Source organism: Dysgonomonas sp. UBA7630 (assembly GCF_002483985.1).
Taxonomy (GTDB): Bacteria; Bacteroidota; Bacteroidia; order Bacteroidales; family Dysgonomonadaceae; genus Dysgonomonas.
The window spans coordinates 35813-53636 of sequence record NZ_DLIY01000011.1 but is presented as its reverse complement, the minus strand read 5'-3'; the positions used below and the strand labels follow the sequence as shown (position 1 = coordinate 53636).

The window sequence follows — 17824 nt, the reverse complement described above, 5'->3', positions numbered from 1 at the left end:
TAAAAAGAAAAATCCTACAATATATTGATATTGTAGGATTTAACTAACTTTTTTCGCCTTTTGGCTTTAACTCTGGCGGTATGGACGGGACTCGAACCCGCGACCCCCTGCGTGACAGGCAGGTATTCTAACCAACTGAACTACCACACCATTTTGTTTTACTTTTTTATTAGCAGCATTTCCTCTCAAATGCGATGCAAAGATAGGATAAGGATTTGAATCCTGCAATAGATTTACAAAGATTTTTTAGAATAAAATTTAACATCATTGTGTTTCAAAGGATTAAAAATAAAGAAAAATTATCGGCTTAAGTATTCTATGAAAATTTAAATGGAAAAATGGAAAAATGGAAAAATATAAATAAATAAAAAAGTTTACGAGAATTGATACTTAAAAAAGCAGCAAGATAAATAACATTTACAATATTGATATCTACCAAATTTATGACTTCACTAAATATTTTTTGAAATATTTTATACTTTATTTTGATTTATAAAATATTTTGTCATATTTTTGCAAATAAATAAATCAAAAAGAAACTCATAACCAATATATCTAATCAAAATGAATAATAAAGATTAATTTTAGTATCTTTAAATATTTTGATTATGGAAACTCTAATTTTAGGTAAAAAAGGTTGTCTGGCTATAGTATTATTTGCTTTCCTCTCTACTTTATCCGTAAAATCGCAATCAGTTAATATTGATTTCGGAGCCGATTTAGTAAGTTCCTATGTATGGCGCGGTTATAAGCAAGCCGGAGCCAGTTTTCAACCAACATTAAGTGCTAGTGTAAGTGGATTCTCACTAGGTGCATGGGCATCTACAGATTTTACTAGCGAAAATGGTAAAAAAGAAGTAGATTTTACTGCCGCATACGAAAACAGCGGATTTAAAATTGCTGTTACAGATTACTGGTGGGATGGAGAAGGTCAGTATCGATATTTGAGTAACCCTCTCGGAAGTAATAATGGACATTACTTAGAAACATCATTAGGCTATACACTGCCCGAATCATTCCCATTAAATGTTACATGGAATACATTTCTGCTAGGTAAAGGAAATAAGAAAGAAGATGGTAAAAACTCTTATTCTACTTACATTGAGTTAGCTTATCCATTTTCTGTTGCAGGAATAGATATGGGAATATCAACAGGATTCACGCCTTGGGAAAGTGCTGTTTATGGAACAAATGGATTCAATTTCACTTCTATATCTTTAAAAGCATCCAAAAGTTTAAAAGTTACAGATTCATTTTCTTTACCGATATTCGGTCATATCATCTGCAACCCAAATCTTGAAGATATACATTTTGTATTTGGCATGTCTTTTAAGTAAGAACCTCCTTAATTATAAATAAAACACTTTATCTTTTTTATATGAAAAAAATTGAAGCAATCGTTCGCAAATCAAAATTTAATGAAGTCCGCCGAGCGTTACATGAAGCAGATATCGACTTTTTGTCATGGTGGGAAGTCAATGGACAGGGGAGTGCCCGTCAGGGTTTAATATTCAGAGGTATAGCATACGATGTAAATACAATAGAACGCATCTATATCGCTTTTGTTGTAAGAAATATAAATGTAGAAAAATCAATCAATGCCATTTTAGGCTCAGCTTTTACAGGCGAAAGCGGAGATGGTAGAATATTCGTATCGGCGATAGAACAATCAATCCGTATACGCACCGGAGACCATGGTGACGAAGCCTTGTACGACAAGGATGAAGAGGATGAAGAGAGTAAATAAAGATTAGGTTAAAAAGCTTTAGGTAAAAAATAAAAATATGAAACATCGATTATTCAAATACGTCACTATTATATTGTTTATAGCTATGGTTTTACCCACAGCTGTATGGGCACAGGATTCTCTTACAACTGTTGCTGACTCTTTAAAAACAATAACGACTATTCCCGTAGAAGCTGCAGCAGCAGCTACGGAAGAACCTACTGTCTTAAATTCAGGGAATACCGCATGGATTATAGTAGCTAATGTGCTTGTTATGATGATGACAATTCCCGGGTTAGCATTATTCTATGGAGGTCTTGTTCGTCAAAAAAATATTTTGAGCATCCTTATGCAGTGCCTTATGGCTACCGGTATAATTAGTATTATCTGGATAGCTTTTGGCTACAGTTGGGTATTTGGTACTAGCTTTATGGATTCCGGCAGTCCTCTAGGTCAAATTATCGGAGGATTTGATAAGGCATTTTTACATGGTATAAAATTAGATACATATATGAGCGGAGTTGGCATTCCTGAGATTTTGTTTGCCTTATTCCAGTGTATGTTTGCAGTTATCACTCCGGCTTTGATTATTGGTGCCTTTGCTGAAAGAATCAAGTTTTCGGGTTATGTGGTTTTTATCATCCTATGGTCAATCATCGTTTACAACCCAATGGCTCACTGGGTATGGGGCGGTGGATGGCTAATGAAAATGGGTGCCATTGACTTTGCCGGAGGAACTGTGGTACATATCAATGCCGGTATATCTGCTCTTGTTATGGCTATCATGTTAGGACGCCGAAAAGGATACAGAACAATAGGTCATCCTTTTACACCGCATAACATCCCATTTGTATTCATAGGTACATCTCTACTATGGCTCGGATGGTTTGGATTTAATGCAGGTAGTGGACTTGCTGCTGACGGATTGGCCGCGAATGCATTCCTTGTAACTCATTTAGCTACATCTGCCGCCGCTGTGATATGGATGGCTCTAGAATGGATTCTTTATAAAAAGCCAACTATTGTAGGATTTTGTACTGGTGCTGTTGCAGGGCTGGTAGCAATAACTCCCGCAGCAGGAACTGCTGATGTGCTCGGAGCTTTTGCCATAGGAGGAATTTCTGCTTTAGTATGTTTCTTTATGGTTGCTTATGTAAAACCCAAACTTAAATACGACGATTCTTTAGATGCTTTTGGTGTACACGGTATCGGTGGTATAGTTGGATCTATACTTACAGGGGTATTTGCCACACGAGCTATCACAGGCCCTGAGGGCGTTCAAGGAGCATTATACGGAGATTGGAATCAATTATGGATACAGGTTGTTGCAACTGGAGCTTCAGTTGTATACAGTGCTGTTCTAACATTCATACTATTCTTTATTGTTAATAAAACTATTGGACTGAGGGTAAGCAAAGATGACGAGTCTACCGGACTTGACATATCTCAACATGGAGAAATTGCTTACAGCGAAGAAGAATAACTAGAAATCGCACTATTAAACACAGGAAATGTACCATGCAAAGAAAATATCTTTGCATGGCATTTTTTTCTATAAAGAGGGTAGGGGGCTTGCTTCTTTACTCTGCAGTTAGATCTACCACTTCAGCATCAGGTGCATTTTTAACAACAGATGCAATACCGTTATCGCGGCTAGCTACACTTTCATATAATTCGCTCGTTCCTATAATCTGCCCATTCGTAGCTTTTAGATTAAAATATGGTTTGCCATTTTTTGATTCTAGTTTTTCAAAGTGAGATTCAACTTGGCTGTTTTTTCTTACAGATTCAATACCATTCTTGCAGTTTTCCTTTTTTGTGTATCCTTCACTACTTAATATAACTTGTCCATTACCTGCTTTAAGATTAAACTGGAATTCACCGTTCTTTCTCTTCGAAATTTCAAATTTTCCCATTTTGTTGTGTTTTAAAAGTTCATATTAAAGTAGAACACTAGTTTAATATAAAAAGTTTATTATCAATCTATATTCATCTATATAAATACTGATAAAAAAATAGCAGTAGAAAAAAATCTACTGCTACATATATACTTTCTATTTATAGAACTTTTAATAGTCTTTTACTTCCCAACCTAAAGCACTTGCACCAAGTACGGCAGCATCGCTTTCTTTAAGCTCAGACATTAAAAGTTTAATTTTGTTACGAAATATAGGCAACATATTTTCTTCCATATGCTTGCGTACAGGATCAAAAATAAATTTGCTTGATTTGGTTAATCCTCCAAATAATATGATCGCTTCGGGACTAGAGAATGCTACAAAATCTGCAAACGCCTCTCCAAGCATCTGACCGGTAAATTCAAAAATTTCTTTTGCTAAAACATCACCTTTCACAGCAGCATCATACACATCTTTTGATGTTATTTCGTTCGGATCAAGTTCTCTTAATAAACTTGGGTCTTTTCTTGTTTCAAGAAACTCTCTCGCTGTGCGTGCTACACCGGTGGCAGAACTATATGTTTCAAGGCAACCTTTCTTACCACAACCACACATACGTCCATTACGTTGAATTGTAGTATGACCTAGTTCGCCTGCAAATCCATCGTGACCATATACCAACTGCCCATTTACGACGATACCACTACCAACGCCTGTACCTAGTGTAATAACAATAAAATCTTTCATTCCACGAGCTGCTCCATAAGTCATTTCACCTATAGCCGCTGCATTCGCGTCATTGGTTAATGCCACAGGTACATTTAGTTTGTCTGTCAGCATCTGAGCCAATGGAATAACACCTTTCCATGGAAGATTAGGTGCAAATTCGATACAACCTGTAAAGTAATTTCCGTTTGGAGCTCCAACTCCAATACCTTTGATATTGCTTGATCCTCCAACCTGATCTATAATTTCTTGAACTCCGGCTGAGAGATTTGTTACATATTCGTTGATTTCTTTATAAGCACCAGTTTTGATAGAACCCTGATTAATGATGTGTCCACGTTTGTCTACAACACCAAAAACAGAATTGGTTCCACCAATATCAATCCCAATAGCATATGGTTTCTCCATGATTTATATTAATGTTAATTCAACAATGAAATTATTTCTATTAAAGTGTACAAATATAATGATTTCTAAGAAAATATTCGGTTATAAATCTGCAATAATATACGTTTCCTTATCATTTAGATATCTTCTGATAAATATCTAAGACTTTATTAGCAGCAGCAAATGAGCTTATCTGAGAATTAAGTACTTGTTCTTCACATACCCTTAATTCCTTTTGTATGACAGCATTGTTATAAAAATTATTCTTTAACCGTTCGTTAATCGTTTCATACATCCAATAGCGAGATTGATCGTTGCGTTTATGCTCAAAATAACCATTTTCTTTGACAAATGCAATATATTCATCAATCATATTCCACACTTCATCTATACCTATCTCATAATATCCGGAATAAGTCAAAACTTTAGGCACCCATCCTGATTCCGGAAGAGGAAATAGGTGTAAAGCATTCTTAAAATGGGACTGTGCCAAACGAGACTTCTCTATATTATTACCATCAGCCTTGTTTATAACAATTCCGTCTGCCATCTCCATTATACCACGCTTGATACCTTGCAATTCATCTCCAGTTCCGGCTAATTGTATAAGTAAAAAGAAATCGACCATAGAGTGTACAGCTGTTTCAGACTGCCCAACACCAACTGTTTCTATTATAATACGGTCAAATCCAGCAGCTTCACAGAGTATAATCGTTTCTCTCGTCTTGCGAGCTACACCACCTAAGGACCCGGCAGAAGGGGAGGGGCGTATAAACGCATTTTTTTCAACAGACAAACGTTCCATACGAGTCTTATCTCCAAGTATACTTCCTTTAGTCAATTCACTTGATGGATCTATAGCAAGAACGGCTAGTTTGTTATTTTTTTTCAGAATATGCATTCCAAATGCATCAATAGAAGTACTTTTTCCGGCTCCGGGTACACCTGTAATACCAATTCGAACAGAATCGCCTGTATATGGCAAACATTTTTCTATAACTTCTTGTGCTATAGCCTGATGTTCTGGTTTAGAACTTTCAATAAGTGTAACTGCCTGTCCAAGAATAGATATATTTCCCTTGCGAATACCATCAACATATTCAGACACAGAATACGTTTTGCGTTTAAATTTCTTGAAGCTATTTAGATAAGGATTAATAGTCGGTTGCTCCGAAGTGCCTTTATTTACACTTAATCCTTGAAATTGTTCATCGTTCTCAATATGATCCATAAATTCTATTTTTGAATGCTAGTGAATAGATTTTTATAAAATCTAGAATTATAATCAAAGATAACTAAAAAAGAGAGAAGCGATATAACTTGTGTTTGTAATAATAGATTTCAAACACGAAATTAAACATAATAGTAATTATATAACAAATGATAGCGTTTTAAATTTGGCTATCATTCGCTATGCTATTTTTAAGATTCTATCTAAAGATAATAAGGGCAACATCAGAATTTATTAAAACCTTTCTAGATATACTAGGTAAAAAGATCCGACCAAAAAGATTCCGTCGTTTAGTATTTAGCATAACTATATTAATGTTTTCTTTTTTAATAAATTCATTGATCGAATCCGCCATGTTTGGACCATCGATAAGTTGATAGCTAACATTCAGTTCCGGATATTTATCGATAAAATATTTTTTCATTTCAGCAAGCTCAGCTTCAGACCATTTCTCATCTTTTTTGTTTATTACATTTACATGGGTAAGCGTTATTCTTACATTAGGATAAGGCTTCAATATATTAACTAAGAAATCAAAAGCGTCCAAATCCCTTTTCTGAAAGTTTGTAAGAAAAGCTATATTCTGAAAATCAAGAGTGTTTTCAATCGTAAAGTTCTCCGGAATAGCCATCACAGGCACATTGGTCATCTCAATTATATCAGCCGTTACATTCCCTACTACATTCCTCTTATTGTTACTTAAACCTTTAGTACCTAAAACAAGTAAGAACGGTTTATATTCTTCTACAAAGTTTTCTATCTCTTCACTAATGAGTCCTTCACGTAACGAATATGAATAATTTATAGGGGGAAATTCTTTTTGTGTAATTTTCTCATCTATTTCATTACAAAAATCAAGCATTCTCCGTCTAGCTACACTTAGTACATCACTTTCATCATCTTTGTTTAAATTATCAGCAAATGGGAATGTAATTGGAAAATGTACCCGATATACATGCAGTATTTTCACTTTAGCATTCGTTTGTTGCGCTATGGTAAATGCTGCATGACAAGCCTTTATTGAGTAACTGGAAAAGTCTACAGCGACTAGAATGCGTTTCCGTCCGTCATCTATTTTAGATATCTTCTCATCATCATATCTGAATAGTTTTTTATTTTCAATTACAGATATGGCATTCATTAAATCTTCTTTATCTACACGTACGGCCAACCCCAGGCTTGTATCGTCAGCATTTTGCGAAACATTCACAAGATGTGTGTTAATACCCCTTTCTTCCAAAACCTGCTTTAATATATAAGCTTTCTGAGGAGTATGTATGGCTATTGTTACTAATTTATCTTCTTTCATGTCTTTACCTATTTAAAGTTCGCTTCTAACAAATTTACAAAAAACTATCCACAATAAAAGTGATAAATAGCCTCAATATTAACAAGAAGCAATAAAGTTTCACCTTATTTAAACATATGATAAAACAAAAGCGTCCGGAACTAAAAAATTCCGGACGCTTAGTATTATTTATAGTATAAGTATTATTGCTTATCTGATATACCTAACTCTTTTTGAACTGCCTCATATTCAGCTGATTTATCTATATTCAATAGACTCAAGTTATAATATACATTTTGTAGTTTCATTAATGCAGGTTTGATATCTAAATCAAAATCAGCACCTCTGGCTTTCAACAAATCTCTATATTTTTCAAGATATGGTAAAGATTTCTGGTAAAAGTCTGCAGTTTGCTTATCTAACTGTGCTTGTTCACTTCTACTATTTGTTTGACCAGCTTTTTCTTTTACATCCTGAGCCTGAAGTATATACAACACACCTAAGCCTTCAAGGGCTTTCTCACAGTTAGCATCAGCAGCGATAGCTTGTAGATATGCAGGTTCTGCACTTGCATAATTTTTTTGCTCAGCATACAATGATGCTTTTACACCTATCAATTCACAAGTATTGCTTGGATCGTTAGCAATCGCTTGATCCAGATAAGCCATAGCTTCTGCCGTCTTGCCTCCTCTAATGAATTCATTGATCAAGTTTGGTGTGAAATATTTATTACCAGGGAATTTCTTAGCACCATCATTCAATACTTGTACAAACGCAAGACTATCATTTACTTGTTGGTATTCACTTGCTAACAGTTCGTATGCATCACTTTCCTTATAAGTACTGTTTTGAACGTAAGGTTCAGCAATAATTTTCTTCAATAGTTTGATAGAACGTTCATGATCAGCCGATTGGATAGAGCTAATAACAGCATAATATTTGATAGTCTGATAAACACTATCTTGTGTATTGAAGTCATTTTTTGTATCTTCAAACATAGCTAAAGAAGGAAGCTCCCAGTATCTTTCAAAAAAGTCAGTTGCTCTCTTAAAGTCTTTCTTCTCGTTATAGTACACACCTCCATTTATATAGAATCTGTGTCCATCTCTCATATTTTTAACAATATCCTTTCTGAACTTGTTCTTTACCTGTCCTTTTTCATTTGGAACTTGACCTAGTTCATCAGCTTTGATATATGGATCATACATATTGTAAAGTCCAATATACATCTTTTCTTCATTCCCTCCTTTACCGGTGATCTCTTTTTGCATTTCTAAAGTTCGTTCATCATCAAACGCTTTGTACTCGATATCACCTGCTATTTTCCATGTTTCAGGATCATTCGCAGTTTCAGGATTAGTGAGTGCGGGTTTGATTAATTCTCTTGCTTCATCAACGTTCTTCATTGCAGATTTTGCATCTTTCACGGCTTTTTTCTGGGCAAAAGAGAATCCTGCAAATATGCATAATGTTATTACTAATAAACTTCGCTTCATAATTATTGTTTTAGTTCATATATCAGTTATTTATTTCCTCATTTTCATCCAGGATTGAGTTATTCTGGGTATCTTCATCCAATTCTATTTCGGTAATCTCGATATCCTCTTCATCTTCTGAATCGACCTTACAAACAGATGCTATCTCATCGTTTCGTTTTCCTAAATTTATAAGTCTAACGCCCTGAGTAGCACGTCCCATAGTGCGAATATCTAAAACTTTTAGACGAATTGTAATACCAGACTTGTTAATTATCATTAAATCGTTATCATCAGTAACACTATTTATAGAAACGAGCTTACCGGTCTTATCTGTAATGTTCAATGTTTTAACACCCTTACCTCCCCTACTGGTTATACGATATACAGGAATAATATTGCCATCTTCGTCAAAAAGATCATTTCCTTCTTCGTCTTTATCATTCAGATTAGTACGTTTTCCATATCCCTGCTCTGAAACCACCATGATAGTATGAGTTTTCTGATCCTCTTTAGACATAGCCAACATTCCTATCACTTCGTCTTGTCCATCTTCATCGATACGCATACCTCTCACGCCGGTAGCAGTACGCCCCATCTCACGAACATCTGATTCATGGAAACGAATTGCTCGTCCATTACGATTTGCTATGAGAATTTCACTGTCTCCATCTGTCATCAAGACTTCAATCACTCTGTCATCTTCACGAATAGTAATTGCGTTGACTCCATTCTGGCGAGGACGAGAATATGCTTCAAGTCTAGTTTTCTTGATAACTCCTGCTTTTGTACAAAATACAAGGTAATGGCTATTAATGTAATCAGTATCACTAAATCCTCTGACACGAATAAATGCCGTAACCTTATCGTCCGATTCAATATTCAGCAAGTTCTGTATAGCCCTTCCTTTTGAATTCTTAGTTCCTTCTGGAATATCAAATACACGCAACCAAAAACATTTACCTTTTTGAGTAAATAATAATATATAGTTGTGCATCGATGCCGGATAGATATGCTCAATAAAATCTGCGTCACGTGTTTCAGAACCTTTAGCTCCTACTCCACCTCTGTTTTGTGCACGAAACTCGGTAAGAGGTGTACGTTTGATATATCCGAAATGAGATACTGTTATGATCATCTCATCATTTGCATAGAAGTCCTCAGGATTGAGTTCTTCTGATGCATATACAATCTCTGTACGACGAGCATCACCATATTTATTCTTTATTTCTATCAGTTCATCTTTAATTACCTGCATCCGAAGATCTTCGTTCGATAGAATTTCGTTCAGATAAGCAATTAGTTTCTGTATTTCGTCATATTCATTACGAAGTTTATCTTGCTCCAGTCCGGTCAATTGACGCAAACGCATTTCAACGATTGCACGAGACTGTATCTCTGTCAGACTAAATCTATTCATTAAACTTTCAATAGCTTCCTGAGGCGATTTTGAAGCCCTTATAAGAGCTATCACTTCGTCTATATTGTCTGATGCAATAATTAAACCTTCCAGAATATGAGCACGCTCTTCGGCTTTACGCAAATCGTATGTAGTTCTGCGGATAACAACATCTACTCTGTGCTCAACGAATAATGATATCATATCCTTAAGATTCAACGTTCTAGGACGTCCCTTTACCAAAGCAATATTATTGACACTAAATGAAGATTGTAGAGCTGTAAGCTTATACAATTTATTTAGCACAACATTCGCATTAGCATCACGCTTGATATCTACAACGATACGCATTCCTTGGCGGTCAGACTCGTCGTTAACATTACTGATACCATCCAGCCTTTTTTCTCCGACCAGGTCAGCTATATGCTTGATTAATTCAGCTTTATTTACCAGATAAGGTATTTCGGTAATTACTATTTTTTCATGATTACCTTCTGTCTCTATTTCGGCACGACCGCGCATAACCACACGTCCTCGCCCTGTTTCAAAAGCATCTCTTACCCCTTGATAACCATATATAAACCCTCCCGATGGGAAATCAGGCGCTTTGATATATTGCATCAAACCATCGGTATCGATATCTCTATCGTCTATATAAGCTACAATAGCATCAATAGACTCTGTCATATTGTGGGGAGCCATATTAGTAGCCATCCCAACAGCAATACCCGAAGCTCCATTTACAAGCAAATTAGGTATACGTGTTGGAAGCACTGTCGGCTCTTGCAACGTATCGTCGAAGTTTAATTGAAAATCAACAGTTTCCTTGTCAATATCTTTTAGCATCTCTTCGGCCAAACGACTTAACCTGGCCTCTGTATAACGCATGGCGGCGGGACTATCACCATCTACACTCCCCATATTACCCTGTCCATCTACCAAAAGGTAACGCATGCTCCATTCTTGAGCCATACGCACCATTGCAAAATAGACAGAAGAGTCTCCATGTGGGTGATATTTACCTAACACTTCCCCTACAATCCTTGCGGATTTCTTGTGCGGTTTGTTTGATGTATTACCTAACTCACTCATACCATAAAGGATACGACGATGAACAGGCTTAAATCCATCTCTTACATCGGGTAATGCACGGGATACAATTACTGACATAGAATAGTCGATATAAGCCGACTTCATTTCGTCTTCAATATTGATCCTGATAATTCTGTCCTCTGTTTCTGCCATTATCTTAAGTTAAAATTTTTATTTTCAAATATTTGTAAAGTACATTTACACTTTGTTTTTCTGACAATTAAAAAACATGCTAAGATACAAATTTTGTTTGTATTAGAAAACATAATAACATAAAAAAAGCCCGACAGAAACTTACTTGTCGGGCTTTTCATTATTAAATATATCAAGTATTTACTTTCGATTATTCATTCCTTCCATGACAGTTTTTATATTTTTTTCCACTGCCACAAAAACAAGGATCATTGCGCCCCGGTTTTTTATCTACTTGTATAGGCGCTGTCACTTTGGGTCTTTCCTGAGCTGCCTGCCCTTGACCGGGAGCCGAAGCTCTTTGTTGTCCATCTTCTATCTCATTCCGTTCGGTACNNCGTACTTGTTCCGGTTCACGAACAGGGATCTGTCCACGCATAAGAATTGTTACAGCTTTACTATTTATGCTGTTTAACATACTCTTAAACAGATTGAAAGATTCAAGTTTATAGATCAATAATGGGTCTTTTTGTTCGTAGCTGGCATTCTGAACAGATTGACGCAAATCATCCATCTCACGAAGATGCTCTTTCCATTCTTCATCGATTGTATGGAGGACTATTGATTTTTCAAAAGCTTTGATTACATCTTTTGATTGTGTTTCGTATGCCTCTTTCAGATTACAAGAGATATTATAAACACGTCTGCCATCTGAGATAGGAATAAGAATGTTCTCAAACTTATCACCTTGCTCTTCGTATACTTGCTTGATTACCGGATTAGCAATTTCAGCTAAACGATCCATCTTATGTTTGAAGTTCTGGATAGCCTTATCGTATATCATATCGGTCAATGTATCAGGCTTGGTAGAACGGAATGTAGCTTCATCAACAGGAGGATCTGTTGTAAATAAGCGTAGCATATCAACCTTTAGACCCTCATAGTCAAGATTATCGGCATGTTGTTCTGTAAGACTGACTGCTGTATCATATATCATATTAACAATATCGATACCAATACGTTCTCCCATAAGAGCATGGCGACGACGTTTGTACACAACTTCGCGTTGAGAATTCATTACATCATCATATTCCAACAAACGTTTACGGATACCAAAGTTATTTTCTTCAACTTTCTTCTGAGCTCTTTCTACAGATTTGCTAAGCATATTATGCTCAAGCATTTCTCCTTCTTTAAAGCCCATACGATCCATCATTCCGGCAATACGTTCCGATGCAAACAAACGCATCAAATCATCCTCTAACGAGATATAGAATACAGATGAACCCGGGTCACCCTGACGCCCTGCACGACCTCTCAACTGACGGTCAACGCGACGAGACTCATGCCTTTCTGTACCGATAATCGCCAACCCGCCTGCTTCTTTCACACTTGGCGCAAGCTTGATGTCAGTACCACGACCGGCCATGTTTGTTGCTATAGTAACAGCTCCCGGTTGTCCGGCAAGAGCTACAACTTCAGCTTCACGCTGGTGCAACTTAGCATTCAATACATTATGCTTTATCTTACGCATGGTAAGCATCTTACCCAGCAACTCAGAGATTTCGACAGATGTTGTACCCACAAGTACAGCACGGCCTTCTTCTACTAGTTTTTCTATTTCTTGTATAACCGCTGTATATTTTTCACGTTTTGTTTTATATATACGGTCATTCATATCTTTACGCGCAATCGGTCTATTGGTAGGAATTACAACCACATCTAATTTGTAGATGTTCCACAACTCACCTGCTTCCGTCTCAGCTGTACCGGTCATACCCGAAAGCTTGTGATACATACGGAAATAGTTCTGTAATGTAATAGGTGCAAATGTCTGTGTTGCAGCTTCTACTTTAACACGCTCTTTAGCCTCTATCGCTTGGTGCAATCCGTCCGAATAGCGGCGACCATCCATAATACGTCCTGTTTGCTCATCAACAATCATTACCTTATTATCGATAACCACATACTCATCATCTCTATCGAATAAAGCATAAGCTTTTAACAATTGATTGACTGTATGTACTCGTTCCGACTTGATAGAGTAGTTTTGCATCAACTCATCTTTCTTTTCTGCTTTTTGACTGTCAGTAAGCGATTGATTTTCTAAGTCAGATAATAAAGACCCGATATCAGGCAAAACAAAGAACAGTGGGTCATCAGAATTACCTGTAAGCAAATCGATACCTTTATCTGTGAGCTCTATGCTGTTATTTTTTTCATCTATAGTGAAATAAAGATCATCTGTAACAATATGCATATTACGCATTTGTTCGCTCATATAGTGCTCTTCAGTCTTCAACATAGATGCCTTTATACCCGGTTCACTAAGGAACTTGATAAGAGGCTTATTTTTAGGTAAGCCCTTAAATGAACGATATAACAACAACGACCCTTCTTCTTGCTCTTTCTTATCACTGGAAGCCATTTTTGCTTTTGCTTCAGCTAGTAATTTAGTACAAAGATCTCGTTGTGCTTTTACGATAATCTCTACACGTGGACGAAATTCTTCAAACAACTGTTGTTCACCCCTAGGTACAGGCCCGGAAATAATCAATGGGGTACGAGCATCGTCAATCAATACGGAGTCAACCTCGTCAACGATCGCATAGTTATGCTTGCGTTGAACAAGATCTGACGGATTGATTGCCATATTGTCACGTAGATAATCGAAACCAAACTCATTGTTTGTCCCGAAAGTAATATCTGCTTGATATGCTTTACGACGGCCTTCTGAGTTAGGCTGATGTTTATCGATACAATCTACAGAAAGTCCATTAAACATGTAAATTGGCCCCATCCACTCAGAGTCACGTTTTGCCAGATAATCATTCACCGTAACCACATGCACACCATTACCAGTAAGTGCATTAAGGAATACAGGCAAAGTACCTACCAGGGTTTTACCTTCCCCTGTTGCCATTTCGGCGATTTTACCTTTATGAAGCACAACACCACCAAACAACTGTACATCATAATGAATCATATTCCATTGTATTTCTGTACCTCCTGCTTGCCAGTGATTTTGATATATAGCTTTATCTCCCTCAATACGCACGAAATCATGATCTACAGCCAACTCTCTATCAAACTCTGTGGCTGTAACTATAATCTCTTCATTCTCCGTCAAACGGCGAGCGGTCTCTTTTACAATAGAAAAAGCTTCGGGAAGTACTTCGTCTAATACTTTCTCATACTTGTCTGTTATTTCTTTTTCCAGCTTATCTACTTCTACCCACACATCCTCACGTTGATCAATATCCAGTGATTCGATATTGGCTTTGAGTTCTGCTATTTTATTCTTTTCTGCTGCTACGTACTCCTGAACTTTTTGTCTGATCTCCATTGTCTTTGCACGTAATTCATCGTGTGACAGACGTTCGATAGAAGGATATACAGCTTTGATACGGTCTACATACGGATTGATTTCTTTTAAGTCTCTTTGAGACTTATTTCCGAATAATGATGTTAAAATGTCAGCGAATCCCATATATTTAGTTAGTTTATTTTCTTTTTATTTTGTTTGTTTTATTGTACTACCAAATTAACTCCGGTAAAGGCTCTTCTTTTGCTCCATTAGGAGACCTTATACGCATTATATATGTTACCGAAGGAGCTATTTCTGTAGCTTTAATCGTCCTTCTTATTCTGGCGGGCTTAATATTATTGCCAAAGAAAATTACAGGGCTTACAATCGCATTATTACGAGTCTGTTTTTCTTTAAATGAAGCATCTTGCTCGTTTACGATTTTATAGCCGGGCTGTAATTCGACAAATAGATCGCCAGAGTTCTCTTTAGTATAGCCATTCTTATAATATTCCATTACAGGATTCCACTGACCGTGCTGTATTTGATATGAAGTATATACTTCTTGCACGCCGGTAAATTCAGAAACAAACTCTGCCGCTTTTTCCTGTATTTCTTGTAATGATATATTTTTACTCTTTATCAGTTCTCTATTCAGATAAACCTGCCCTTTATAGAATTTATCAACCCATTGCCCATCTCTGCCATATATAGCCATTAGGTACATATTCAGCAAGGCTTCGCAGCGATTGACATAGAATTTATTTTCAGGGATATTTGAATTTGATAAAGCTGTGGACGTTGTATGTTCCGACGAATTATAATATCCGGTAGATGTGACAAAGATCAATGTATTTTTAAGACCCACAGTCATCTCTACTTCGTCTAACAACTTTTCTATTTCTTTGTCAAGGCAGCTATAAATATCTTGAATTTCGTATGAGTAATCAGAAACTCCCGGAAAGTTCCCTGCATAGAATGTCAAAGACAAAAAGTCAGGATTAGTGCGTTTTCCTAATTCTGCTTTAGAAAGCAAAGTCATAGCCGAAGACCTTACATTTTCATTTACAACAGGAATTTGTTTTGCTAAAATATAAGTCTGCTTATCTCCTCCCATAAAGTGCTGGAAAGACGATTCGCTTTGTTCATAAGGAAAAGCCTTATAGGTACTAACTTCCTTAGAAGGACGCCAATACATACTCCAAACCTTAGATGCAAAGTTTGTTGTACTACGATTATCCTGATCTACCGACCAATAAAAATCTTTATAATAAGTAGTTGAAGCCCATTTGCCGGTATAGTCATCTATCCAGAAAGCAGAATTGCCTCTTTTGCCGGATGATATCAAAGCTTGAGCTATTTGGGGTGCAAAGGAGTATACGTCAGATTTTCCTTGCGATGCCATCTTCAACTCATCTGTTATAGTAGAGGTTTTGATAGCCAAAGGAGAAACTTTATCCTGTGTATAGTTACCTAAGAAAGCTTCATCTGTAAATGTCGAGACCTCTTGCTTCTTAGCTACAATGTACTTTTTATTTCCTACGATACCATGATAAAAAGGTGAAGCACCAGTGTATATAGTGGCAATTGCAGAGGCATCGTCTAAATTTGGAAAATCAAATTTTATATTCTGATATACCAGTCCTTCATTCAAGAGACGTTTAAAGCCCCTTTCAGAAAACGAACCTTGAAAGAGTTCGAGATAATCACCTCTCAGCTGATCAATAGTTATGCCAATCACCAATTTCGGCACCTCGTGAACAGAAGTCTGTGCCTGAACAGATGTTATGGTTAATACTGCAACTAAAGAGGTTAGTATTCTTATCATTTTCGCCTAGGCAAGCTATAATCAGCTCTTTTCTTTAACTTTTTAAGTTGTAAAATATTCATCCCCGATCTTATACACAACGATAAGATGAATGGGATAAAGGCTATCTCTAATTGTTGTGGTATCAAACACCATGCCAAAAGAAAAGCCAAAAGTGCTACAAAGTTAATAAAATGATAACAACTTATGAATTTTGAAAGTGATTTTACAAAGAATAAACAAGCAACGATTAATTGAAGCGGATTTAACCACACTATATTCCAGTTTGGATTAACACATGGATGAATGGAAAAGAACATCAAAAAGAAAATTACACATCCTCCAATTCCTGCTACAATAAACAACAGTGTATCATAAATTTGTCCTAATGTAAACCACCTTTTTTTATAGACTAAGAAAGACAAGAGTATAGTAATCAACAACAAAATACAACCCGCATACAGTGGTTGTATGTGACTTTCTGATAAAACTAATTCTTGTGGCGTCAAAAGTTGGTGCTCTTTTAAAATGAAGTTTCGATATGTCCCATCAGTATTTTTAATGCGAGCCCCTTCGTTGGCTTTCATCAAATAAGCCGGTAAAAAATCCTTTTGTTTGTCTGTGATTACCTTATCAGCATCTGCTCCAATTATGATATCTATACCAAATTTAGTCCATGGCTGTATTCCAACGCACTCCCACACTAGGTCTCTGTATGTTTGTTGCTTATCAGTTGGAGTGTATTCTATTTCTCCCTGTACATATTTCTCTACGATATCACGAGGTCGAGTAGCACAGTTATCATAGAAGAAGTTATAAAGATACTCCCTGTTTTCGGGACTAGAGTTTTGAGCTAAAGCATCAAATGTCTCTTGCTTTTCCTTCAGAGTCAAATTATAAACCTGCTCGGTAACTCCTACACCTCTTTGTCCATACTCTTCTATGTAATACTTGAAAGGTATAGAACCAACCATATAGTAAGTTTCTCCCTTGACAAACCTATATATGAAATTATCACTATTGAAGTCAAATAAGCCGTAGTTGAACACTACATCTAAATGTTGTGTTGTATCACAAACCCGAATAGCCGTATGCCCAAATAGAGCATATATCTCTTTTTCCCAAGCAGAACTAGTCAGTAAACTTATTTGAGCTGTATCACTAAGAGTTATGGGCGACCGGAATGCATTCTGCTGTGACCGTAATCCCTGCGAAAAGGATGCTATGATCAAAAAAACAATAAAGAATAGGTTTCGCATTGTATTATTAGCGGATTTTATTCACAAATATAAAACAATAAGCGATAGAATTTATTTATAAGTATATATATTTTATTTCAAGTTGTGAATTTTACTT

The 17824-nt window shown here is 36.3% G+C and carries 12 protein-coding genes and 1 tRNA gene; 3 read left to right on the top strand and 10 right to left on the bottom strand.

The annotated features are described in order from the left end of the window. Positions 1 to 73 precede the first annotated feature (73 nt). Positions 74 to 150, bottom strand: a tRNA-Asp gene (locus tag B3P17_RS03630). Positions 151 to 608: 458 nt separating this feature from the next. On the opposite strand from B3P17_RS03630, the gene B3P17_RS03625 reads away from it, so the two are divergent. Genes B3P17_RS03625 through B3P17_RS03615 form a run of 3 tightly spaced genes read left to right on the top strand, consistent with a single transcriptional unit; the run spans position 609 to position 3209 of the window. Continuing rightward, the gene (locus B3P17_RS03625; RefSeq protein WP_252637409.1) at positions 609 to 1337 is read left to right on the top strand and encodes a hypothetical protein; all 729 of its coding nucleotides are present in this window, start codon (positions 609 to 611) and stop codon (positions 1335 to 1337) included. A gap of 41 nt (positions 1338 to 1378) precedes the next feature. Continuing rightward, positions 1379 to 1747: a P-II family nitrogen regulator gene (locus B3P17_RS03620; protein ID WP_135106111.1), complete on the top strand. Its 369-nt coding sequence runs from the start codon at positions 1379 to 1381 to the stop codon at positions 1745 to 1747. 37 nt (positions 1748 to 1784) lie between these two features. Beyond that, complete coding sequence (locus B3P17_RS03615; RefSeq protein ID WP_291103411.1) at positions 1785 to 3209, top strand: ammonium transporter; 1425 nt, start codon at positions 1785 to 1787, stop codon at positions 3207 to 3209. A 97-nt stretch (positions 3210 to 3306) separates the two neighbouring features. On the opposite strand, the gene B3P17_RS03610 is transcribed toward B3P17_RS03615, so the two are convergent. From B3P17_RS03610 to B3P17_RS03570, 9 genes are all read right to left on the bottom strand, one after another. Then, the gene (locus B3P17_RS03610; RefSeq protein WP_252637411.1) at positions 3307 to 3642 is read right to left on the bottom strand and encodes a YegP family protein; all 336 of its coding nucleotides are present in this window, start codon (positions 3640 to 3642) and stop codon (positions 3307 to 3309) included. A 153-nt stretch (positions 3643 to 3795) separates the two neighbouring features. Next, complete coding sequence (locus B3P17_RS03605; RefSeq protein WP_135106107.1) at positions 3796 to 4758, bottom strand: ROK family protein; 963 nt, start codon at positions 4756 to 4758, stop codon at positions 3796 to 3798. A gap of 112 nt (positions 4759 to 4870) precedes the next feature. After that, the gene (gene meaB, locus B3P17_RS03600) at positions 4871 to 5968 is read right to left on the bottom strand and encodes a methylmalonyl Co-A mutase-associated GTPase MeaB (protein ID WP_252637412.1); all 1098 of its coding nucleotides are present in this window, start codon (positions 5966 to 5968) and stop codon (positions 4871 to 4873) included. A 199-nt stretch (positions 5969 to 6167) separates the two neighbouring features. After that, positions 6168 to 7277 carry a universal stress protein gene (locus B3P17_RS03595; RefSeq protein WP_135106103.1) on the bottom strand — a complete coding sequence of 370 codons (1110 nt, stop codon included), beginning with the start codon at positions 7275 to 7277 and terminating at the stop codon, positions 6168 to 6170. A 182-nt stretch (positions 7278 to 7459) separates the two neighbouring features. Then, complete coding sequence (locus tag B3P17_RS03590; protein ID WP_252637413.1) at positions 7460 to 8752, bottom strand: tetratricopeptide repeat protein; 1293 nt, start codon at positions 8750 to 8752, stop codon at positions 7460 to 7462. 22 nt (positions 8753 to 8774) lie between these two features. Beyond that, positions 8775 to 11375 (bottom strand): DNA gyrase subunit A, encoded by a 2601-nt coding sequence (gene gyrA / locus B3P17_RS03585; RefSeq protein WP_252637415.1) that lies wholly within the window; start codon positions 11373 to 11375, stop codon positions 8775 to 8777. 190 nt (positions 11376 to 11565) lie between these two features. Continuing rightward, entirely contained in the window at positions 11566 to 14844 is a 3279-nt protein-coding gene (gene secA, locus B3P17_RS03580) for a preprotein translocase subunit SecA (RefSeq protein WP_291103404.1), read from the bottom strand. Between the two features lie 46 nt (positions 14845 to 14890). Further along, positions 14891 to 16489 (bottom strand): alkaline phosphatase family protein, encoded by a 1599-nt coding sequence (locus B3P17_RS03575; protein ID WP_291103401.1) that lies wholly within the window; start codon positions 16487 to 16489, stop codon positions 14891 to 14893. Further along, a complete protein-coding gene (locus tag B3P17_RS03570; RefSeq protein ID WP_291103399.1) occupies positions 16486 to 17727 on the bottom strand; it encodes a DUF4105 domain-containing protein in 1242 nt (413 codons plus the stop codon). Before B3P17_RS03570 ends, B3P17_RS03575 begins: the two co-directional genes overlap by 4 nt. Positions 17728 to 17824: the final 97 nt, after the last annotated feature.